At 43.5% G+C, this 21,321-nt stretch carries 20 protein-coding genes and 3 tRNA genes; 10 read left to right on the top strand and 13 right to left on the bottom strand.

All coding sequences use genetic code 11. From position 1 onward, the window contains the following. Nucleotides 1-4 precede the first annotated feature (4 nt). The 5 genes from AC1IR0_RS01050 to AC1IR0_RS01030 all read right to left on the bottom strand — a co-directional run bounded on the left by AC1IR0_RS01050 (nt 5) and on the right by AC1IR0_RS01030 (nt 2,214). Nucleotides 5-80 (bottom strand) — tRNA-Asn (locus AC1IR0_RS01050). 290 nt (nt 81-370) lie between these two features. Next, a tRNA-Asn gene (locus AC1IR0_RS01045) sits at nt 371-446 on the bottom strand. 5 nt (nt 447-451) lie between these two features. Then, nucleotides 452-527, bottom strand: a tRNA-Asn gene (locus AC1IR0_RS01040). A 148-nt stretch (nt 528-675) separates the two neighbouring features. Further along, the gene (locus AC1IR0_RS01035; RefSeq protein WP_409652824.1) at nt 676-1,302 is read right to left on the bottom strand and encodes a superoxide dismutase; all 627 of its coding nucleotides are present in this window, start codon (nt 1,300-1,302) and stop codon (nt 676-678) included. 153 nt (nt 1,303-1,455) lie between these two features. Next, nucleotides 1,456-2,214, bottom strand: a complete 759-nt coding sequence (locus AC1IR0_RS01030; RefSeq protein WP_253175257.1) for a Nif3-like dinuclear metal center hexameric protein — start codon at nt 2,212-2,214, stop codon at nt 1,456-1,458. Nucleotides 2,215-2,384: 170 nt separating this feature from the next. Between AC1IR0_RS01030 and AC1IR0_RS01025 the strand changes: the two genes are divergently transcribed. The 9 genes from AC1IR0_RS01025 to AC1IR0_RS00985 all read left to right on the top strand — a co-directional run bounded on the left by AC1IR0_RS01025 (nt 2,385) and on the right by AC1IR0_RS00985 (nt 10,395). Then, a complete protein-coding gene (locus tag AC1IR0_RS01025; RefSeq protein ID WP_409652826.1) occupies nt 2,385-3,566 on the top strand; it encodes a S1C family serine protease in 1,182 nt (393 codons plus the stop codon). A gap of 137 nt (nt 3,567-3,703) precedes the next feature. Further along, nucleotides 3,704-3,961 (top strand): hypothetical protein, encoded by a 258-nt coding sequence (locus tag AC1IR0_RS01020; RefSeq protein ID WP_278357802.1) that lies wholly within the window; start codon nt 3,704-3,706, stop codon nt 3,959-3,961. Between the two features lie 80 nt (nt 3,962-4,041). Beyond that, nucleotides 4,042-4,833 carry a pyrimidine utilization protein D gene (gene rutD, locus AC1IR0_RS01015; RefSeq protein WP_114541487.1) on the top strand — a complete coding sequence of 264 codons (792 nt, stop codon included), beginning with the start codon at nt 4,042-4,044 and terminating at the stop codon, nt 4,831-4,833. Between the two features lie 336 nt (nt 4,834-5,169). After that, entirely contained in the window at nt 5,170-6,276 is a 1,107-nt protein-coding gene (rutA, locus tag AC1IR0_RS01010; RefSeq protein WP_312326418.1) for a pyrimidine utilization protein A, read from the top strand. Continuing rightward, entirely contained in the window at nt 6,273-7,034 is a 762-nt protein-coding gene (rutB, locus tag AC1IR0_RS01005; protein WP_479741103.1) for a pyrimidine utilization protein B, read from the top strand. Before rutA ends, rutB begins: the two co-directional genes overlap by 4 nt. A gap of 33 nt (nt 7,035-7,067) precedes the next feature. Beyond that, nucleotides 7,068-7,448, top strand: a complete 381-nt coding sequence (rutC, locus tag AC1IR0_RS01000; protein ID WP_064095517.1) for a pyrimidine utilization protein C — start codon at nt 7,068-7,070, stop codon at nt 7,446-7,448. A 79-nt stretch (nt 7,449-7,527) separates the two neighbouring features. Then, nucleotides 7,528-8,109, top strand: a complete 582-nt coding sequence (gene rutF / locus AC1IR0_RS00995; protein WP_479741102.1) for an NADH-dependent FMN reductase RutF — start codon at nt 7,528-7,530, stop codon at nt 8,107-8,109. Nucleotides 8,110-8,142: 33 nt separating this feature from the next. Continuing rightward, complete coding sequence (gene rutG / locus AC1IR0_RS00990; RefSeq protein WP_180003994.1) at nt 8,143-9,504, top strand: pyrimidine utilization transport protein G; 1,362 nt, start codon at nt 8,143-8,145, stop codon at nt 9,502-9,504. Between the two features lie 51 nt (nt 9,505-9,555). Beyond that, a complete protein-coding gene (locus tag AC1IR0_RS00985; RefSeq protein WP_479741150.1) occupies nt 9,556-10,395 on the top strand; it encodes an NAD(P)-dependent oxidoreductase in 840 nt (279 codons plus the stop codon). Nucleotides 10,396-10,529: 134 nt separating this feature from the next. On the opposite strand, the gene AC1IR0_RS00980 is transcribed toward AC1IR0_RS00985, so the two are convergent. The 3 genes from AC1IR0_RS00980 to lipA all read right to left on the bottom strand — a co-directional run bounded on the left by AC1IR0_RS00980 (nt 10,530) and on the right by lipA (nt 14,964). After that, a complete protein-coding gene (locus tag AC1IR0_RS00980) occupies nt 10,530-10,922 on the bottom strand; it encodes a carboxymuconolactone decarboxylase family protein (RefSeq protein ID WP_479741101.1) in 393 nt (130 codons plus the stop codon). Nucleotides 10,923-11,091: 169 nt separating this feature from the next. Next, entirely contained in the window at nt 11,092-13,596 is a 2,505-nt protein-coding gene (locus AC1IR0_RS00975; protein ID WP_409652835.1) for an acyl-CoA dehydrogenase, read from the bottom strand. Between the two features lie 354 nt (nt 13,597-13,950). Beyond that, nucleotides 13,951-14,964 (bottom strand): lipoyl synthase, encoded by a 1,014-nt coding sequence (gene lipA / locus AC1IR0_RS00970; RefSeq protein WP_005246834.1) that lies wholly within the window; start codon nt 14,962-14,964, stop codon nt 13,951-13,953. A gap of 213 nt (nt 14,965-15,177) precedes the next feature. Between lipA and sthA the strand changes: the two genes are divergently transcribed. Next, nucleotides 15,178-16,593: a Si-specific NAD(P)(+) transhydrogenase gene (sthA, locus tag AC1IR0_RS00965; RefSeq protein WP_114541495.1), complete on the top strand. Its 1,416-nt coding sequence runs from the start codon at nt 15,178-15,180 to the stop codon at nt 16,591-16,593. A gap of 96 nt (nt 16,594-16,689) precedes the next feature. On the opposite strand, the gene AC1IR0_RS00960 is transcribed toward sthA, so the two are convergent. The 5 genes from AC1IR0_RS00960 to AC1IR0_RS00940 form a co-directional block, all read right to left on the bottom strand. Next, nucleotides 16,690-17,019 (bottom strand): four-helix bundle copper-binding protein, encoded by a 330-nt coding sequence (locus tag AC1IR0_RS00960; protein ID WP_004279668.1) that lies wholly within the window; start codon nt 17,017-17,019, stop codon nt 16,690-16,692. A gap of 279 nt (nt 17,020-17,298) precedes the next feature. Then, complete coding sequence (locus AC1IR0_RS00955) at nt 17,299-18,264, bottom strand: TauD/TfdA dioxygenase family protein (protein WP_409652838.1); 966 nt, start codon at nt 18,262-18,264, stop codon at nt 17,299-17,301. A gap of 178 nt (nt 18,265-18,442) precedes the next feature. Next, nucleotides 18,443-18,577 (bottom strand): hypothetical protein, encoded by a 135-nt coding sequence (locus AC1IR0_RS00950; RefSeq protein WP_004646503.1) that lies wholly within the window; start codon nt 18,575-18,577, stop codon nt 18,443-18,445. Next, a complete protein-coding gene (locus tag AC1IR0_RS00945; RefSeq protein WP_479741100.1) occupies nt 18,570-19,784 on the bottom strand; it encodes an MFS transporter in 1,215 nt (404 codons plus the stop codon). Before AC1IR0_RS00945 ends, AC1IR0_RS00950 begins: the two co-directional genes overlap by 8 nt. 156 nt (nt 19,785-19,940) lie before the next feature. Continuing rightward, a complete protein-coding gene (locus tag AC1IR0_RS00940) occupies nt 19,941-21,035 on the bottom strand; it encodes an OmpW/AlkL family protein (RefSeq protein WP_253173303.1) in 1,095 nt (364 codons plus the stop codon). Nucleotides 21,036-21,321 lie beyond the last annotated feature (286 nt).

The following is a 21,321-nucleotide window of genomic DNA, read 5'->3' as shown; positions in this document are numbered from 1 at the left end:
AGATTGGCTCTCCAACCTGGGCTCGAACCAGGGACCTGCGGATTAACAGTCCGTCGCTCTACCGACTGAGCTATTGGAGAATCTGACAGCGATTATAGAGAGATTTGAAAAGGGGTCAAGGCACTTTTAGAAAAAAGCTGCAGAAATTGAATCAAGTGTTTTAAAAATAGTCGAAAAGGTTTGTAGTTCAAACTGTTATGTTTATGTAAACCGGTTCTAATAACAAAATCGCGATCAGCCTGAATTTTGATAAGTGATCTGGATCATAAGAAATGAGAGGTTGATCGCACATATAAATCAAGATGATCTCAATTTAAAAAATACAGCTATAAAAAAACCCACTTCGCAATGAGTGGGTTTTTTAGAATCTTGGCTCTTCCACCTGGGCTCGAACCAGGGACCTGCGGATTAACAGTCCGTCGCTCTACCGACTGAGCTATGGAAGAATAGATGGCTCTCCAACCTGGGCTCGAACCAGGGACCTGCGGATTAACAGTCCGTCGCTCTACCGACTGAGCTATTGGAGAATCTGATCGGCATTTTAGGGAGGAATAACCAGGTCGTCAATCAATTAATGTAAAGAAATGAATTGTTTGCTTTATTAATATTCATTTAGTGCCTAAAAATAAAAAAATCACCCGAAATGGGTGATTTTTTTAGCAAAGAAATAAAAAATTATTTCTCAACACCTGCAGGCTGACCTGCATATTTCGCATTTGCATAATCCCAGTTTACTAGGCTTTCTAGGAAAGTAGAGATGTACTTAGGACGAGCATTACGGAAATCGATGTAGTAAGCGTGTTCCCAAACGTCAATCGTCAACACTGCAATTTTACCGTGCGCCATTGGCGTATCAGCATTTGAAGTTTTCATGATTGAAAGCTGACCGTTTACTTCGTCAGCCACTAACCAAGCCCAACCTGAACCAAATTGAGTAGTTGCAGCAGCAGCAAATTTTTCAGCAAATTTTTCATAAGAACCGAATGCTTCGTCAATTTTCGCAGCCAAAGTACCAGTTGCTTTACCGCCACCGTTTTTAGCCATACAGTTCCAGTAGAAGGTGTGGTTCCAAACTTGAGCCGCGTTATTAAAAACACCCGCTTTAGAAGCATCACCAGCAGTTGCTGTAATAATTTCTTCTAGAGTTTTGCCTTCAAGCTCAGTACCAGCGATCAGGTTATTCAGGTTAACCACATACGTATTGTGGTGTTTGTCGTGATGGTATTCTAAAGTTTCTTTGCTGATGTGTGGAGCAAGATCTTCGTAGCCATAAGGTAATGCTGGTAAAGTAATGGTTGTCATGTTTTCAATTCCTTGCATTTTGCTGGGTTTTAACAATAAGTGGCTTTATTGTAATAGATAATCGGGCAGAAATGGGCATCGTGTATAAATAACAATACAGAATAAAGCCTGAAAATATATGAATAAAGCCACTGATCATAACCGTCAGTCGAATTAAATCGGATTGTTTAATTCGAAATAATCATACTCAATATTAAACTGTTCTGAAATAGCCTTGGCCAAGCGTTGCACACCGTATTTTTCAGTCGCATGATGGCCACAGGCATAATAATGCACATTCAGTTCCTGAGCTTCATAAAAGGTGCGTTCGCTCACTTCACCTGAAATATAGGCATCACAATCTTGTAGTGCCGCTTTTTGAATATAATCCTGCGCACCACCGGTACAGAAACCGACTTTATGGATTTGAGTTTTTTCAGCAGGAAGATGAATCGCATCAAAGCCCAGCTTTTCTGAAACATAATTTTTAAAATCTTCCGGACTCATTGGCTGTTTTAAATAGCCAATATTGCCAATCGGACGTTTTTCACTCGGATCCAGCTGTTCGATATTTTCGAGTTCTAATAAATCCGCAATGGCAGCATTATTTCCCAGAGTTGGATGACTGTCTAAAGGTAGGTGATAGCCAACCAGTGAAATATCATTTTGAATCAGGGTTTTAATGCGTTTACCACGCATTCCCGTAATTGGGTAGGCTTCTCCTTTCCAGAAATAGCCATGATGAACCAGCAATAAATCTGCGCCTTGCTCAATTGCAGCTTCAATGGCACTCTGGGAAGCAGTCACAGCACAGAGGATTTTATTCACCTCGGATTTGCCTTCAATCTGCAAGCCATTCGGTGCATAGTCCTTAAATTCACGTGCTGCCAAAGTTTGGTCACACCATTGAATAATATCGTTCAAATTCGCCATAAAATTCCTGTAAGTTTAAAAACTTGCCCATATTTATCTATAGGTCTAATTGTAACTAAAGCTGCACAAATCTCTGTGGAATTTTTTGTGTTTAGTTATGTATTTCGCATTACAATAGGACACAAATTACTTAGTCATCAACGAATTAAAATATTTTAGAGGATAGCAACGTGCGCCGCACCTTTACATGGTTACCCTGGGTGTTACTGATTTTAGTCATTATCGGTTTTTTGGGGTGGCAACAACTACAAAAACCAAAGGCACCAGTTGCGCCAGATGGTGTCAAAATGCCTGCTGAAAAAGTAGAGCCGTTGATTGATACGTCGCGCTCAGGAGGCGTGGTCTCCTATAGTGCTGCTGTAAAAGTGGCAGCACCCGCTGTCGTGAATATTTTTACTACCCAAAAAGTCAAGCAACAGGCGCATCCTTTACTGACCGATCCGGTATTTCGTGAATTCTTTGGCGATCAGTTGCCTGACCAGTATGGACAAAGCCCGAATGAAAACAGTTTAGGTTCGGGTGTAATTGTACGTCCAGACGGTTATATCCTGACCAATAACCACGTGATTGCACAGGCCGATCAGATTGTAGTGGCTTTGCAGGATGGACGTCGTGCTGAAGCCAAGGTGGTCGGAACTGATCCGGATACCGATCTGGCTGTGATCAAGATTGAACTGACGCAATTGCCAGTTTTGCCATTTAAACTCAGTGGCAATGAAGTCGGTGATGTGGTTCTGGCCATTGGTAATCCTTTTGGTGTTGGGCAAACCGTGACGCAGGGGATTATCTCGGCAACGGGCCGTTCAGACTTGGGTATTAATACCTATGAAGACTTTGTGCAGACTGATGCTGCAATTAACCCGGGTAACTCGGGTGGTGCGCTGATTGATGTCGCCGGTAATTTAATTGGTGTGAATACTGCAATCTTCTCGCAGTCTGGTGGTTCGCTGGGGATTGGTTTTGCCATTCCGGCCAAAATCTGTCAGCAGGTGATGAATGCCATTTTGAAAGATGGCCGTGTGGTTCGTGGCTGGTTAGGGATCAGCTTATTACCTGCAGAGCGTGATGATGTTCTGCAACCTAAAGAAAAAGGCGTAACCGTCGCAGAAGTGCTCCCAGATGGACCTGCTGCCAAAGCGGGAATCCAGCGTGGTGATAAAATTATGAAAGTAAATGAGGAAGAGATTAGTTCCGCCTCACATCTGATTAATTTTGTGGCTTTGCAAAAGCCAAACAGTACCATTCAGATTGAAATTGAGCGGGCAGGGAAAACCATGAGGCTAGAAGTTGTGGTGACTGAACGTAAGGCACAAGACAGTGCTTCACAATATATTCCTCTACCAGGCCAGTAAGTTTGATCAAAAAAAATCCCTCATCATGAGGGATTTTTTTATGCAATTATTTCAGCTTGTTCTGATACAAAAGTGAAATATTAAGCGCTTTATAAATCATTTAGCTTAGTGAAATAACATTAAAAGAGAAAATAAAAATGACTTTTATGACGGCAGATCAGGCCAAAATTTTATCCAATGTTGCTAACCTGGATATTGAAATGTACAAGCCCCGTCTGGCACAACTGATTGAAGATAATGCCCGGCAAGGCAATACAGCGGTACTGACAGTTTTTCCTAAACATCTGCCTTTGGAAGATATCCGTGCCTTGTCTGCCGAGTTAACAGATCTGGGTTATAACGTACGTTTTGAAGTACAAGAATTTTATTACAGCTTTAATGTCTACTGGCTGTAATTTTAACAGTTGTTCAAAAAAGGTCCTGTTTAGGCATATATTTTGCTGCGTTCATCTCATATTTAAACTATGAGAAATTTATGTCTTTATTTATTCATCATGCAGCATGGGTTGATGCGCCTTATGTAGTACTTTCCTCCGGATTAGGCGGACATGCCAGTTTCTGGAATCCACAAATTGAGGCTTTGCAGCAATATTTTCATGTGGTGGCCTATGATCAGGAAGGTTGTCATTCGGATTCTGAACTGTTGCCAACGCCTTATTCCGTAGATCATATGGCCCGGCAGATCCTGGATTTATTGATTAGCCACAATATTCGTGAGTTTCATTTTATGGGTCATGCGTTGGGTGGGCATATTGGCATGCAACTCGCAACCTATCAGGTTGATAAAGCGTTTAAGTTATTCAGCCTGACTATGTTGAATGCCTGGGGAGAGCTGGATGCTCATACTCAGAAATGTTTCGAGGCACGCACATCATTATTGTTGAATGGCGGAGCCGAGGCTTATGTGCGGGCACAAGCCTTATTTCTGTATCCTCCACACTGGATCTCGACACATCTTGACCCGTTAACAGAAGCAGAAAATAAGCAGTTATTAGTCTTTCCACCGATCCAAAATGTTCTGGCACGCTTACAAGCTGTACAGGCCTTTAAACTGGAAACAGAGCATCAACAGGCACTCAAAGATGTTCCAATCCATCTGATTGCCAATCAGGATGATTTTCTGGTGCCTTATCAACGTTCACAGCAATTACAACAATGCCTGCCACATAGTCACCTCAGTTTGCTTGATACAGGTGCACATGCATCTACTGTGACCGAGACAGATCAGGTGAATCAATTGATCCTTTCATTCCTGATCTCCCCTTAGTTTGAAGATTTCTTTAAAGCCAGACCTATTGTCTGGCTTTTTATTTTTTCTAATCAATCATTTTTGTAGCATTAGCATGGTTTTTACTTCGAATTGATGTATGAACTGCAAATGCACAAATTGGTACGAGTGCACTTGAATGAAACAGTATGTTCAAAATTGACTCATCGGTAAAAATAGTTATTTTACTAAAAATTCAAAAAATAAAATATTAAGTATTTGATAAATATTAACTAAATATAGTTGGCACACGCTTTGCAATGTTTATCTTGTAAATAAAACTCCCAAAGTGGAATCAGAAATTTGAATAAGCGTTAAAAATAATGAGGTGTGAAAATGAAAATAGGTGTCTTCTGTCCAATCGGAAATAATGGCTGGTTACTCTCTGAAAATGCACCGCAGTACATGCCGACTTTTGAGTTAAACAAACAAATCGTACAGCGCGCTGAGCACTATGGTTTCGATTTCGCACTCTCCATGATCAAGCTGCGTGGCTTTGGTGGCAAGACTGAATTTTGGGAACATAACCTGGAAACGTTTACCCTGATGGCAGGTCTTGCAGCTGTCACCAGCAAAATTAAAATTTTCGCAACTGCCGCAACTCTGGTGATGCCACCTGCAATTGTCGCGCGCATGGTATCAACTATTGATTCGATTTCAAATGGTCGTTTTGGTCTGAATGTCGTGACCGGCTGGCAACCACCTGAATATACCCAAATGGGTATGTGGCCAGGTAATGACTATTTTGGTAAACGCTATGAATATCTGTCTGAATATGTACAAATTCTGCGTGAACTTTGGGCGACTGGTAAGTCAGACTTTAAGGGCGAACATTTCCAGATGGAAGACTGTCGTGTCAGCCCTCGCCCGCAAGCAGACATGAAAATCATCTGTGCTGGTCAGTCTGATGCCGGTCTGGAGTTTTCTGCGCAATATGCTGACTACAACTTCGTGTTTGGTAAAGGGCTGAATACACCGACCGCTTATGCAGAAATTAATGATCGCCTAAAAGAAAAAACAGATGTGACGGGTCGTGATGTACAGACTTATGTGCTGTTTATGGTCATCGCGGCAGAAACTGATGAAGAAGCTCAAGTGAAATGGCAACACTATAACGATGGCGCAGATATGGAAGCGATTAACTGGTTGATGAATCAGGGCGGGAAAGACACGACTTCCGGTGCAGATACCAATATCCGTCAAATGGCGTCTAGCGTATCTCCAGTGAATATCAATATGGGAACCTTGGTAGGTTCTTATGAAAATGTGGCACGAATGTTGGATGAAATTGGCGAGATCAAGGGCACTGAAGGTGTGTTGCTGACCTTTGATGATTTCGTTCAGGGTGTAGAAGATTTCGGTCAGAAAATCCAGCCATTGATGAAATGCCGTGACCATATTGTGATTGAGGGTGAAGCACCTGTACTGGAGAAAAGCGCATGAGTGAATCAGTGGTAAGGGCCGGTTTCACAGAAAAAATCGGCACTGGAAAAACGCTTAAAGCTGAACCTGAAGCAATCTGCCTTGCACCAGAACAGACTGCCCTGATTGTGATTGATATGCAGAATGCCTATACCTCGCAGGGCGGCTATCTGGATCTGGCGGGTTTTGATGTCTCAAAGACCAAACCCGTAGTCGAAAACATTAAAAAGGCAGTCGATGCTGCGCATGCGGCCGGTATTCAGGTGATTTATTTCAAAAATGGCTGGGATGCAGAATATAAGGAAGCAGGTGGTACAGATTCTCCGAATTTCCATAAATCCAATGCCTTAAAGACCATGCGTAAACGTCCCGAATTACAGGGGCAATTACTGGCCAAAGGGGGCTGGGACTTTGAACTGATTGATGAGTTACAGCCACTGCCACAAGATCTGGTCATTGAAAAACCTCGCTATAGCGGTTTCTTTAATACCGCACTGGACAGCATGTTGCGTGTTCGTGGCATCCGTAACCTAATTTTTGTCGGAATTGCCACCAATGTCTGCGTGGAATCAACCCTGCGTGATGGTTTCTTTCTGGAATATTTCGGTGTGGCGCTAGCGGATGCTTGCCATCAGGCCGGTCCAGTCGAAGCCCACGAAGCCAGTCTGTACAACATCAAGACCTTCTTTGGCTGGGTGTCAGATACCGCAAATTTTGTCGAAACCTTTCAAAAAGAAAGTGAATCACTTAAAGAAACTAAATTGGCTGAAAGTGCCTAAAGAATTAAAGATCAGGATTAAGGAAAAAACAGTATGCCTAAAGAAGTCATTATTCCAGCAGGAACTTCAAAACCGTTAGCGCCATTTGTACCGGCAACCAAGGCAGACAATATTGTGTATGTATCCGGTACATTGGCCTTTGATGAAAATAATAATGTGGTGCATGTCGGTGATGCCGCAGCACAGACCCGTCATATTCTGGAAACCATCAAGCGTGTGATTGAAGAAGCAGGCGGCAGTATGGATGACGTGACCTTTAACCATGTCTTTGTCAAAGACTGGGCAGATTATGCTGCGATTAATGCAGTTTATGCAGAATATTTCCCGGGAGATAAACCGGCACGTTATTGCGTACAGACAGGTTTGGTCAAACCTGATGCGCTGGTCGAAATTGCTTCGATTGCCCATGTATAAGCCGATCCACCTGATTCAATCTCATCTATATCAGCCCTAAGTCTGTCACTAAAAACTGACTTGGGGCGGGGAGAACAGCATGAATGCCAAATTGTCTAAAATCATCACGGAAGCGGTTGCAGAGAATAATGCATCAAATAAGGTTTTAAAGACTGAAACCGCAGCTGAAGTATTGCCCCAGGTCGATCAGCAGATTTTCCGTCAGGGCATGTCCAATCTGGGGGCTGCAGTCAATGTCATTACCACGCAAGGCGATGCAGGGTTGGCAGGATTTACTGCCTCAGCTGTATGTAGCGTGACGGATACACCACCAACGTTGCTGGTGTGTCTGAACCGTTCTGCTTCAGTTTATGAAACCTTTAAAAAGAATCAGGTGTTGTGTGTGAATACCTTGGTATCACATCAACAACATCTATCCAATCTGTTTGGTGGAAAAACACCAATGGCAGAGCGTTTCAGTCAGGGGAACTGGAAAACTTTGGTGACCCAGTCACCTGTACTTGAGGATGCCTTAGTCAGTTTTGACTGCGAGGTGGTCCAATGTTTATCCGTAGGCAGTCATGACGTGCTGTTCTGTGAGGTGAAAGCGATGTGCCAGAGTCAAGGCAATGCGCTGATGTACTTCAACCGTTCTTACTGTGAGCCACACAAAATGTGCTAATTCAATTCAATCCTAATCAAGGAGGGGAAGCCGATGCAAGAAAAAGAAACGTGGTTTCCAAAATTTAAGCCTTACCAAGGCAATCTCGATACCACACCCGTGCAAACAGATGAATATCTGCCTGCTGGAAAAAGTATTATTCTCGGATTGCAGCATGTGTTTGCCATGTTTGGCGCAACCGTGCTGGCACCCTTATTAATGGGGTTTGATCCCAATCTCACGATTTTCATTACTGGGATTGGGACCATTTTATTTTTCCTGATCACGGGCGGTCGATTGCCTAGTTATCTGGGATCAAGCTTTGCCTTTATTGGTGCGGTCGTCGCAGTGACGGGTTATTCAGGGGTTGGAGCCAATCCAAATATAGGATTAGCCCTTGGCGGTACGATTGCTTGCGGTATTGTCTATGCCTTGATTGGGCTACTGGTGATGAAAACTGGTACCAACTGGATTGAAAAACTGATGCCACCTGTAGTGACAGGCGTGATCGTGATGATCATCGGTTTGAACCTGGCGCCCGTGGCGATTAAGAGTGTTTCAGCGAACCAGTTTGATTCGTGGATGGCTTTAATCACCATTATCTGTATCAGTGTGATTGCTGTGTTTACCCGAGGAATGGTACGCCGTCTATTATTGTTATTGGGCTTATTATCTTCCTACCTGATTTATTTCCTTTTCACCAATGTGATGGGCTTCGGACCTGCGATTGATTTTACCAAGGTCAGTGAAGCAGCATGGTTTGGTTTGCCAAATTTCCAGAGTCCGGTCTTTGAAATAAATGCCATGCTAATGATTGCACCAGTGGCAATTATCTTGGTTGCAGAAAATCTGGGACACTTTAAGGCAGTCTCTGCGATGACCGGTAAAAACCTGTCACCGTATATGGGACGCGGTTTCTTTGCTGATGGGGTGTGTACTTCATTGTCAGCTTCTGTCGGTGGTACAGGCATGACCACTTATGCCGAAAATATCGGTGTAATGGCAGTCACCAGAGTTTATGCAACCACTGTATTTGTCTTTGCTGGTATCTTCGCAATTTTACTCGGACTTTCGCCTAAATTTGGCGCAGTGATCAGTACCATTCCAGTGGCTTTATTGGGTGGTGCATCGATTGTCGTATTTGGTCTGATTACGGTGGCTGGTGCGAAAATTTGGGTAGATAACCGTGTTGATTTCACCAAGAACAGTACGCTGATTATTGGTGCCGTGTGTCTGATCATGGGTACAGGGAACTATAGCTTGCAGATCGGTGGTTTTGATCTAGGGGGTATTGGTACCGCAACCTTAGCCGCAATTCTATTGAATCTATTCCTGAACCGTGGTGAAGATAAAGAATTACCAGCATCTGAACCAGCTGAAACCGTAACTGAGGTCGAGGCTAAGCCAGTCGCTTAATATGAGGAGCATTTTTTGAGTCATACAATTGCATTTTTAGGACTCGGGGCAATGGGCTGGCATATGGCCTCCCATTTGCCAAAACTCGGACATCAGGTTTGGGTCTGGAACCGGACTGAACAGAAAGCTGTAGCGCATGCTGAAACTTTTGCAACGCAGGCAGTGAGTATTGAGCAGGCGGTTCAGGCAGATTTTATCTTTTCCTGTTTACCGACCAGTCAGGATGTAGAAGCATTAATTGCAGCTCATCCACCCAAACAAGGGGCAATCTGGATTGACTGTACCAGTGGTGTACCGGAATCAGCACAGAAACTGGCGAAGCTCTTGGAGCAACAAAGCAGTTTTTATCTGGATGCACCGGTTTCTGGCCAAACCATTGGAGCGGAACGCGGTACTTTAACCGTGATGGTGGGAGGAAATGAAGCTGCCTTTGAACAAGCTAAACCGATCATTGCTGCTTTTGCTGGCTTGATTGAATATGTGGGAGAAAGCGGTTCTGGTTTTGCAGTGAAAGCCGTTAATAATACTTTGATGGCGACCCATTTATGGGCACTGGCTGAAGGGTTGACTGTACTGAAAGGGCAGGGAGTTGATTTAAGCAGTGCGTTGAACTGTATTAATCATTCCAGTGGTAAAAGCAGCATGTCAGAAAATATCATGGCACAGCGGGTTTTAAGCCGTGAGTTTCATAAAACCTTTGCGCTGGATTTATTGCAGAAAGATATTGGTATTGCTTTGGAACTAGTGCAACAGCAGCAACTGGATTTATCAGTGATGTCATTGGTGCAACAACAGTTCCAGCAGATTGCCAAGCCACAGGCCAGCCAGTTGGATTTCTCCGCTGCGGTGCAAGGACTGGAACAGCGGACTCAAATTGAATTAAGAAGATAATCTTTTCAAACAATATTAAAGACAGTGTTAAAGAAGTTATAGCTATAGATATATCAGTTTAAAATTTAAAAAGCCGGGAATTTTAATTCCCGGCTTTATTTATTCATTAGGCAGCTCAATAGCCTAAGTAAATCTTAATTCTGTTGATTTGCCTGATATTCCTGAATCACTTCGAGCGCTGCACGAAACGCTTCCTGAGTCGCTGGTGCGCCGCAGTAAGGCAGGCTATGCAGCAGCACTTCCTGAATTTCCTCAACCGTTGCACCGTTATTTAGGGCACCTCGCACATGGCCTTTCAATTCAGTGGGACTTTTTTGAGCAGTCAGAAATGCAATGGTAATTAAGGAGCGATATTTACGTGGTAATACACCTTCACGTTGCCAGGTCGAACCCCAGGCATGTTCATTAATCCAGTCCTGTAATGGTTGGCTAAAAGGCACGGTATTTTCCTGAGCACGTTTTACAAAGCTTTCACCCATCACTTCAGTACGGACTTTCAGGCCATTTTCATAATCTTGTTGTGACATTGTTTACCCTCAATTTTTTATAGAGTTAGATTAGTACTTTTAATCTGAAATACCATCGTGCAATAGTCGTAAAAAAAGTGGCTGAAAAGCCACTTTTAAAGCTTCCAGAGTAAAGTAATAAAATGACTTCACTCTGGAATTTTTATGACACCTTAAATTCAAGTTTTATTTAAGGTGATACTGAGTGTGAAGGATCAGTTTGCACTGAAGTATCCGTTCCTTTGGCATCTTCCTTGATGAGATACGGATTCTCAAGCTCTAATACCTCCTGCAAATGCAGATCAAATACATCGGTCAACATGCTGTCATAACGACGCGCATTGTAGTGCAGCAATTTTTCTGCTTCCTCATCATTAATAAAACCATGTAGCTGTGCATCTGCCACATGCTCTGCAAAGCTTAAACCCTTGAACTGGTCTTTATTTTCTGCTTTTTTAAAGCGATCCCACAGCTGTTCAATGTCCAGCAACATGATGAAAGTAGATTCCATACGGCCGGTGACATCATTTTCATGAGTATTGTAATAGACATGCTTTTTCAAGACCTGACGGAATGCATTGTCTTCCATCATGCTATTTGCAACCTGCTGTTTCAGCTGGTCTGATGGTTTCTGTACTGGACGGCCAAATGGGAAACATAACAGTTTGACCATGCTTGCTGCTGTACCTACCGGGAAGTTGGCAAACAGATCAAAAAATGCTTCTTGCGCCGTATACAGAGATTTTTCTACCGCAAGCTGTGCATGCAAACGCTCATCTTCAGTCTTTTTGCTATGCTCAAAATATTTCAGAATTGAGGAAGCAATAAACAGATGTGCATGAATATCGGCCAGACGACCCGAAAGCATTTCCTTACGTTTGATATCCCCTGCGAGTAATCCTAGACACATATCCGCAGTTAAAGCAAAGTTGGCACTCAGCCGGTTAATGATCTTGTAATAAGGACGGGTAAAGTCAACAGCACTTTGCGGCGCAGCATTGGAGCCACCTGTAAAGGCATAGGCAAAGGAGCGAGCAGTCCGGTTAAAGGTGTAACCCAAATGCTTAAACAGCAAGTTATCAAAAGGATTTAGAGCCGCTGCCGGATCTTCTGCTTGTAAGAGCTGTAATTCTTCATAAAGATAAGGATGGCAACGCATTGAACCCTGACCGAAAATCATCAGGGAACGACTAAGAATATTGGCGCCTTCAACCGTAATGGAGACTGGAATTGCCTGATAATAAGGCGCCAGAAAGTTACGCGGACCCATCTGAATGGCGCGGCCACCGACCACATCCATACCGTGATTGACCACTTTACGCATGCCTTCTGTCGCATAATATTTGGCAATCGCTGTCATTACGGCAGGCTTGCCACCCTGATTCAGACCACAGGTGACCAGATAACGGAAGGCTTCCAGCATATAGGTGTCACTGGCGATTTCACTGGTGGCTTCCTGAACACCCTCAAACTTACCAACTGAAATCTTGAATTGCTGACGAATACGAGAGAAAGCACCCACATTTAAATAAGTCATTTCTGAAGTAGAAGTAGACAGCGCTGGTAGGGAGATGCCACGACCGACTGCCAAACATTCCATCAGCATACGCCAGCCTTTGCCGGCATTTTTGACGCCACCAATAATCCAGTCCAGAGGAATAAACACATCTTTACCTTCAACCGTACCATTCATGAATGGTGGTCCGGGGTTATGCCGTGGTCCCACTATTACGCCTTCATGACTGGCAGGGAGCAGGGCACAGGTAATGCCGTATTCAGTCTGTTCACCCAGAAGATGATCAGGGTCATACATTTTAAAGGCCAGACCCACCACTGTCGCAATTGGTGCCAAAGTAATCCAGCGTTTGGAAAAATTCATTCTCAGGCCTAAGACTTCCTGACCTTCAAACTGGCCATAGCAGACCACGCCCGTATCAGGAATCGCACCGGCATCGGAGCCGGCTTCCGGACTGGTCAAACCGAAACAGGGAATTTCTTCGCCTCGCGCCAGACCCGGCAGATAACGGTCTTTCTGTTCTTCGGTACCATAATGCAGTAACAGCTCGCCTGGTCCGAGTGAGTTCGGTACCATACAACTCACGGCTGTGGTCAGAGATCGCGAAGCAATCTTGCTCATCACCCGACTTTGGGCAAAGGAGCTAAAGGCACGACCGCCGTATTCTTTGGGAATAATCAGGCCCAAGAAACCATGTTCCTTAATATATTGCCAGACATGATCAGGCAGCGCTTTTTGCTCATGAATTTCCCATTCATCCAGCATGCTGCACAAGGTTTCAACTTCATTGTCCAGAAAGGCCTGTTCTTCTAGCGACAGCTTTGGATAAGGATAACTGTTAAAGGTTTCCCAATTCGGTGCACCCATAAACAGCTCTTTTTCCCACCAGCTGGTTCCGGAATCCAGTGCTTCGCGTTCTGTCGGACTGATACTCGGCATGGCATTTGCCAGTGCTTTATAGGCCGGTTTGGAAATAAACGACATACGTAAAGGGTCGATCATCACTACAAGGCTAATTAGGATCAGCGGAATTCCTAGAATCAGCGACCATGGACTAATAAAAGCGCAGACAATTGACACGATGATCAGCGCAATTGCACCCGCGCTACGGGAGAGCTGAAAATAGAAAACGGCCCATAAACTGAGTAATAGCAGTAGTACAGCAAATATAAATAGCATTGTTATAGTTCTCCAGATTTATACAACGCTGCCTATACGGGGATCTCATAGAATTTTTGTCACAGTTCATTCATTTTTTTGTCGCTTGAGGATCGGACAGGTTCAGCGTTGCACGTGTGAGAATGATCGTTTTCAAGTCTTACAACGATATTTTTAAATCTTTCATCTATTTCTGAGATTGTTTGAAAAATGCTCATTCTTCAAGTGAGAACGCGCAACGAAATGTGAAGATAAGTAATGGCTTAATCTTATCTAAAATAAAAAATGGGGTTTAACGCTCAGTAAAATTTAAATTGAAGAGATAAAAAAAGCCCTCTACTTGAGAGGGCTTTTATTTCATTTATTTAAACAGGATTAAGCTTCAATGGCCTGAACTGCAATTTTCTTGGCAGGGTCAACCTTACGACGCACTGCTGGAACTGGTTCGCCGTAGTATTGGCGGTCTGCAAAGTAGCTTGAACGAACCATTGGTGCAGCCCAGATATTGCGGAAGCCCAGTTTTTGGCCATGTTCAGTATAACGCTCGAATTCTTCAGGTGTTACGAAGCGGTCAATCGCTGCATGTTCTTTTGAAGGCTGTAAATACTGACCAATCGTCACATAATCTACGCCATGCGCATGCAGATCATCAAGCAAAGCAAGTACTTCTTCTTCAGTTTCACCAATACCCACCATCAGACCACATTTGGTTGGTACATCCGGGCAGTATTCTTTAAACATTTTTAGCAGGTTTAAAGAGTGCTGATAGTCAGAACCTGGACGCATGGCTTTATATAAACGCGGTACAGTTTCGATATTGTGGTTAAACACATCTGGTGGGCATTCAGTCATGATGCGCAGCGCGATATCCATACGACCACGGAAATCTGGCACCAGAATTTCCAGCAGGGTATTCGGGCTTAGAGCACGCGCTTCTTTAATACAATCTACAAAATGCTGTGCACCGCCATCTAGTAAATCATCACGGTCTACCGAAGTGATCACTGCATATTTCAAACCCAGATTGGCAATAGTTTCTGCCATATGACGCGGTTCATCTGCATCGAGTGCATTTGGACGGCCATGAGCCACATCACAGAACGGACAACGACGGGTACAGATATCGCCCATAATCATGAAAGTCGCAGTACCGCCACCAAAACATTCAGGCAGGTTTGGACAGGCGGCTTCTTCGCACACCGTATGTAATTTTTGCTGACGTAGTGTGGTTTTAATACGTTGAACTTCTTCAGGTGCCGCCATTTTCACCCGGATCCAGTCCGGCTTGCGTGGCGTTTCAACCGTAGGAACAACTTTTACAGGAATGCGGGCAACTTTTTCCGCACCGCGAAGTTTGACGCCCTGTTCAGGTTTACGGTTTTCAGACATATTCAACTTTTCCACTGTTTTTGAAGGGGGAGATACTCAAAGATAGCGCAGTTATTATAACGGACTTCGTTCTAAATAGGGCAAAAAGGGGTATTCATTTAAAAAATGTTCTTATCAAGCAATATATGTGAGTTAAATACACCAAATCAACAGGATTTACGTCATAATAAGAGTGTAGATTAAAGTGAATTTTTTAATTTTGAGGAGCGTTGAATGCCACGTAAAAAAGAGGTCGTTAGTGGGACTTTCGTTAAATATGATGCGGTAGTTCTAGGTTCGGGCCCTGCGGGCGAAGGCGCGGCAATGAAACTTGCCAAATCTGGTAAGCGTGTTGCAATCGTTGAGATGCGTGAACAGCTGGGTGGTAACTGTACCCATGTCGGTACGATTCCAAGTAAAGCATTGCGTCAAACAGTATCCAGTATTATCCGTTATCAACGTGATCCACTGTTTCAAAAAGTTGGGGACTGGAAGCAGTTCACCATGAAGCAAGTGTTGCGTCATGCACATAAAGTTATTCAACAACAAGTAGATACACATTCACGTTTCTACGACCGCAATAAAATTGATATTTATCATGGTCGTGCCTACGTTCAGGATCAAAATACCATTTTTGTATTTAACCCAGATGGCATTAAAGAAACGCTGATGTTTAAGCAACTGGTCATTGCAAGCGGCTCGCGTCCATATCGTCCAGACATTCTTGATTTTAATCATCCACGTGTATTTGATTCAGACAAAATTCTGGATCTGGACTATTCCATCCAGAAAATCATTATTTATGGCGCAGGTGTGATCGGGTGTGAATATGCCTCAATCTTTATTGGTTTGGGACATAAAGTTGACCTGATCAACACCCAGCACAAACTTTTAAGCTATCTCGATGATGAAATTTCTGATGCGCTGTCTTATCACTTGCGTGAGCAGGGTGTGCTGATTCGTCATAATGAACAGATCGACTTTTTAGAAACATTTGATGACCATGTGGTGATGCACACGCAAAGCGGCAAGAAAATCAAAGCTGATGCAATTTTGTGGTGTAATGGCCGTTCAGGTAATACCGATGGTCTAGGTCTTGAAAATGTCGGCCTGAAACCGAACAGCCGTGGTCAATTGACTGTGAATGATCAATATCAGACTGAAGTAGAAAATATCTACGCTGCCGGTGATGTAATCGGTTGGCCTTCGCTAGCCTCTGCTGCCTATGACCAAGGTCGTTGCGCAGGTGCCAACATGAGCGGCGAGAAAGACGTTGCACCGGTGACTGATATTCCAACCGGGATTTATACCATTCCTGAGATTTCTTCGATTGGTAAGACTGAACAGCAGCTGACTGAAGAAAAGATTCCGTATGAAGTCGGTCAGGCATCATTCCGTCATTTGGCACGTGCACAGATTACCGGTGATACCATGGGCGAATTAAAGATTCTGTTCCATCGCGAAACGCTAGAAGTTTTGGGTGTACATTGCTTCGGTAATAATGCCTCTGAAATTATCCATATTGGTCAGGCGGTCATGAACAGTCCGAACAATACCATCAAGTACTTTGTAGAAACCACGTTTAACTATCCGACCATGGCGGAAGCGTATCGTGTAGCGACACTGAATGGTATGAACCGTTTATTCTAAGTGAGATATTTGACTTAGACAGAAAAACCGCAAGTCTTCACTTGCGGTTTTTTTATTGGAATTGATTAAGTCAGTCAAGTTGATCAAATTGAATTTTTAAGCAGCCATTTTTCGGCATTCTTCAGCACAGCGGCGGCATGCTTCGGCACATTGCTGACAATGTTCATCTTCATGATGACCACATTCTTCTACACAGTAGTCACAGGCTTTCGCACAAAGTTCACATATTTCATGCATGAATGGAGATTGCTTTTGTTCCATACGGGCACACAACTGACAGATATCTGCACAGTCCAGACAGCGCTGGATACACTCCCGCATCATCTCCAGATCTTCTTCTTTAAGACAGGCACTGGCACAGTTGGCACAGGCCAGGGAACAGTTCATACAGGTTTGAACACAATCTGAAAATTGAAGCTGATTCATTGTCGTTTCCTCTTTCCATAGGTTTGTTGCTGATTTTCTAATACGCTAAGCAGAAAAAGGAAAATACACTAGGCAGATTAGGTGAGGAAAAGTAAACAGGCGCTTTGTTTTGTTAAGGGATTTACTATCTACATTTATATTCAGAGTTAGATATTTTTATTGTTTGAAAAAATAAAAAACCATTGAGCCGGTCAAAGTCTCAATGGTACAGGATTTACATGTGAGTCATTATTATCGAAGGTTGTAATGACCTTTCTTGTTATTCTGATTTTCTCATTTCTAAAACGGACGGCTACCCGCCAGACTGATGCGTTTTAATAAACGTCGCTGATCAGCCGGGAATGGACGGCGTGAGTGCAAAGTCACCTGATTATCCCAGAACACGATATCGCCAATTTCCCAGTGATGTTCATAAGCGAACTCAGGTTTTGAAATATGCTCACGTAATTTTTCGATCAGTTGACTGCCAGCCTGATCATCATAATTGACCAGCTCGACTTCGGTATGGGTGTTTAGCCAAAGCGCTTTACGGCCAGATTCAGGATGGGTCCGCACCAGTGGATGTGGATAGGCATGACTTAATATGGGCTGATCTTTAAAGCGATACAGCGGGCTATTACCGTAACCTTGATCAACAGCCTGATCTTTAGTTTTTTGGCGTCGCACGAAAGGGTTGTAAGTAATCAGTTGTAGTTGATCAATCTGTACTTTGGTTTCTTTATCGAGTGCGTTATAAGCTTTAATGGTGTTGATCCAGCTGGTTTGTCCGCCATCCTGAGGCAGTTCAATTGCATACAATAATGAACCAAAAGAAGGTAGAGGTGTCCATTGATGATCGGCATGTGGGGTCAGTTCACCATGCCCAGTATAGTCTCCCTGACCAACAGCATTGGACACCGGAACGACATCGGGTGGAACACCGCTATCGGACTGCGTAGCCAGTACCGGTGTATCTGCACCGGGGCGGAAAATGGAACCGAAATAAGTTGAAAACGCCAGATACTGTAAATCATCCAGACTTTGCTGTTTGAAGATCAAAATCAGATGCTCAGCCAGCGCCTGTTTTAGTTTCAAAATGGTTTCGGATGACTGGGCTTTACGGGCATCCAGACCATAGACTACTGCGCCTAAGGCCTGACCGGTTTGCGGTACAATCTTGATTTCAGCCGGATGTTGAAATTGATCTTGCTGATGCCAGCGTGGAGCATCATGAATCGCTTGTGAAAGTTGGGTTAAGCTGGTCATTATCAAGTCTCAGAATTTTCTTATTGATCAAAATCTAAGAAAATTCCAGACTGAAATAAAATCAAAAGAAATGATAAGTTTATGAATAATCTGTTATTTTTACTATTCAGTTGATTTTGAAACATTTAACTTATTGTGCGATGGATTGCGCATTTTCTGCTGAGGATATTTCGACAGTTTAGTGTGCGCAGAAAGCCTGATTAAAATATTCAAACAGCTGAGGGGTTTGTAACCACAGGCCAATCGACAAAGCCAGTAAAAGCAGGATTGCCACCACAATCGAGAGTTTGAGTTTCAGTAGAGAATCAGTCATGGACGATTTGCTCCTCATTGACCCAGAAATGCACCATTACGCCAAAAATGCTGAGGACAATTGATAGCATCCACACCGCATTATAATTGCCGCTCAAATCATGGTTGACTCCACCGAGCCAGCCACCGAAAAACGAGCCAACCTGATGGGTAAAGAACACAATGCCACTGAGCATGGTCAGATATTTCACCCCGAACATATTCGCTACAATGCCATTGGTCAGCGGAACGGTCGATAACCAGAGTAACCCCATAATGACACCAAAGCTATAGACTGTCCATGTGCTGAGAGGCAGCATGAGAAAGGCAATAATCGCAATTCCACGCAAGGCATATAATCCCATTAGCAGATGCGGTTTGGAATATTTTCCACCGAGCCAGCCGGCGGTATAGGTGCCTAGCACATTAAACAGACCCACTAAGGCTAAGAAAATCGTACCGGTTGTGGCATTAAAGCCATGATCAATCAGATAGCCCGGCAGGTGGATGCCAATAAAAACGACCTGAAAACCACAAACAAAAAAGCCCATGGCTAGAAACCAGAACGGTTTATGATTTTTCACTACCACCAGAATCTGTTTAAAATTGAGTGAGACTTTATTGGGGGTAGCGGCCGCGTTGGGATGAACATACATCGGTGCTTTCAGCATCCAGGCCAATGGCACAATCAGTGCAATTAAAATGGCACTGACCACCAGCGCCGCTGACCAGCCAACATTCTGTAATAGCAGCAGGGTTGAAGGCAGCATGATAAACTGACCAAAAGACCCGGCCGCACTGGCAATTCCCATTGCCAAACTGCGCTTTTCTGGTGGGGCGGCACGCCCGACCGCAGACAATAAGACCGGAAATGAGGTGGCAGACAGGGCGAGACCCAGAATCAGACCCACACTTAGATTAAGCAATAATCCGGTCGAGCTAACTGCCATCAAGAGTAGACCAATTGCATATAAGGCTCCGCCTACAGCTACCACAATCTTGCTGCCATATTTATCAGCAAATGCCCCGGTAATCGGTTGAACTGCACCCCAGATCAGGTTTTGCATGGCAATGGCCAGACTAAAAACATTATGACCCCAGCCAAACTCTTCGCTCATCGGTACCAGATACAGACCAAAGGCATGACGTACACCCAGTGACAGTGCCAAAATGATGGCGGAGCCAATCAGCATAAAAATAAGAGCTTTGGAAAATTGACTGTCAGCCATATGTCATTCATGCCTATAAAGTTGATATGTATAGTATTCGATTCAAGCAATAGAGGCGATTAAATAAATATTGATCAAAAGATAAATTTTTTTTATCAATATATTAAGCCTAAAAAAACGGCCGAAGCCGTTTTAATTAAAAATCGGATATTGAGCTTAGAAACGCATACCGATCCCGGCATAGGCCAGAATCGGATTGACTTCAATATCGGCTTTAGAGCGAATCAGTTCACCTAAATTTGCATCTGTCACCGTAATTGTCGTGTCATTTTTTAGATGTGCATAAGATACTGAACCGACTGCAAACCAGGTGTCATTAAAGTCATAGCTAAAGCCGACCGTGGCCACAGGCGCGAAAGCATCGGATGCTTCCAGATCAACTTTCGGGTTGGCTGAACTTGGCGTGCCATCCAGAGAAGCACCTGCTTTTCCTTCCTTGATATTGGCAATCATATGTCCTGCAGCAATCAGGTCCTGCTCGGTACGTGAGTTAATTTCCAGTTCATTGAAATAGGCATACATCACACCTAAGCCGACATAAGGCCGGAATTTATTCACTCCGGTTTTACCAAAGTGATACTGGAATTCAAAGGCAGGTGTCCAGGCGCGGGCAGAGGCGGCCGGCCCATAAGCTTCCAGATCAGTAATGAGAATATCATTTTTCAATTCAATGCCAGGTAAATCAATTCCACCTGGAATTTGTGGAATTAAATCAAGACTTGGAGTCGCAAGCGCAGAAAAAGGCGCGTAGATTTTACCACTGCCTTGCAAGTCTACTTTAGGTGGAATGCCGGCTTTCATTTCAAAAGAAATATTATCGGTAAAATAGTAATTGGTCATAATGCCTAAGGTGGTGACATCATCCGCTTCCAGGCCTGTACCAGGATTATTCCAGCTTTCCAGTCCATAGATTTCAGCTCGCCCACTGAGCGCTGCAGGCAGTGTTTCTGTACCAAGTCGATCCAGAATATTAACAAAAACAGAGGAAAGGTTTGGATCCATGTCTGGATCAAGATTATTTTTCACAGAGTCAATTGAGATATCACCTACTTGTGATGTTTCGCCTTCTTTAACAGCAGTATTCACTTTAAAGGGCTGGGCTTTACCTTGCGGCATCACATGCAATGCACCGACTGATACCGAAAAGCGCTTAAAGCCATCTCCATCTTGCAAGCTAAAATAAGGGGAATCTGCATGCGCGACCATAGGTAAAGTGGCTAGGCCTGCCATACATGCCAGCAATGTTTTCATTGATTTGGAACTCCATGTCCAGTTTGTTTATTCGTTTTTCTAGTTAACTAATTATGTGAATTGCCTTAAAAAAATCAGTTATAGAACAATAGATCAAAAGTTAAGCGAGGGTTGAGATTGGTAACTTCTGTATATTTTTTGTTGATATCTCTTGAGTTTTGAGAAATGCATAGTGTGTAAAAATCATTATTTTTACCTGACTAGCTTAAGTATAAAAATGAAGGAAATTTGCTCTTGAGAGCGTTAAAATTTCAATCCTATGAATTTTATCATGGAAGATAGAGAG

The sequence above is a fragment of the Acinetobacter sp. 129952 genome, assembly GCF_056642055.1.
This window is presented reverse-complemented; position numbering and strand designations above follow the sequence as displayed.

What these genes read in the sequence shown, in the direction of transcription:
- AC1IR0_RS01035 (WP_409652824.1), bottom strand. Translation starts at nt 1,302, where the DNA reads ATGACAACCATTACTTTACCAGCATTACCTTATGGCTACGAAGATCTT.
- AC1IR0_RS01030 (WP_253175257.1), bottom strand. Translation starts at nt 2,214, where the DNA reads ATGGCGAATTTGAACGATATTATTCAATGGTGTGACCAAACTTTGGCA.
- AC1IR0_RS01020 (WP_278357802.1), top strand. Translation starts at nt 3,704, where the DNA reads ATGACTTTTATGACGGCAGATCAGGCCAAAATTTTATCCAATGTTGCT.
- rutD (WP_114541487.1), top strand. Translation starts at nt 4,042, where the DNA reads ATGTCTTTATTTATTCATCATGCAGCATGGGTTGATGCGCCTTATGTA.
- rutA (WP_312326418.1), top strand. Translation starts at nt 5,170, where the DNA reads ATGAAAATAGGTGTCTTCTGTCCAATCGGAAATAATGGCTGGTTACTC.
- rutB (WP_479741103.1), top strand. Translation starts at nt 6,273, where the DNA reads ATGAGTGAATCAGTGGTAAGGGCCGGTTTCACAGAAAAAATCGGCACT.
- rutC (WP_064095517.1), top strand. Translation starts at nt 7,068, where the DNA reads ATGCCTAAAGAAGTCATTATTCCAGCAGGAACTTCAAAACCGTTAGCG.
- rutF (WP_479741102.1), top strand. Translation starts at nt 7,528, where the DNA reads ATGAATGCCAAATTGTCTAAAATCATCACGGAAGCGGTTGCAGAGAAT.
- rutG (WP_180003994.1), top strand. Translation starts at nt 8,143, where the DNA reads ATGCAAGAAAAAGAAACGTGGTTTCCAAAATTTAAGCCTTACCAAGGC.
- AC1IR0_RS00985 (WP_479741150.1), top strand. Translation starts at nt 9,556, where the DNA reads ATGGGCTGGCATATGGCCTCCCATTTGCCAAAACTCGGACATCAGGTT.
- AC1IR0_RS00980 (WP_479741101.1), bottom strand. Translation starts at nt 10,922, where the DNA reads ATGTCACAACAAGATTATGAAAATGGCCTGAAAGTCCGTACTGAAGTG.
- AC1IR0_RS00975 (WP_409652835.1), bottom strand. Translation starts at nt 13,596, where the DNA reads ATGCTATTTATATTTGCTGTACTACTGCTATTACTCAGTTTATGGGCC.
- lipA (WP_005246834.1), bottom strand. Translation starts at nt 14,964, where the DNA reads ATGTCTGAAAACCGTAAACCTGAACAGGGCGTCAAACTTCGCGGTGCG.
- sthA (WP_114541495.1), top strand. Translation starts at nt 15,178, where the DNA reads ATGCCACGTAAAAAAGAGGTCGTTAGTGGGACTTTCGTTAAATATGAT.
- AC1IR0_RS00960 (WP_004279668.1), bottom strand. Translation starts at nt 17,019, where the DNA reads ATGAATCAGCTTCAATTTTCAGATTGTGTTCAAACCTGTATGAACTGT.
- AC1IR0_RS00955 (WP_409652838.1), bottom strand. Translation starts at nt 18,264, where the DNA reads ATGACCAGCTTAACCCAACTTTCACAAGCGATTCATGATGCTCCACGC.
- AC1IR0_RS00950 (WP_004646503.1), bottom strand. Translation starts at nt 18,577, where the DNA reads ATGACTGATTCTCTACTGAAACTCAAACTCTCGATTGTGGTGGCAATC.
- AC1IR0_RS00945 (WP_479741100.1), bottom strand. Translation starts at nt 19,784, where the DNA reads ATGGCTGACAGTCAATTTTCCAAAGCTCTTATTTTTATGCTGATTGGC.
- AC1IR0_RS00940 (WP_253173303.1), bottom strand. Translation starts at nt 21,035, where the DNA reads ATGAAAACATTGCTGGCATGTATGGCAGGCCTAGCCACTTTACCTATG.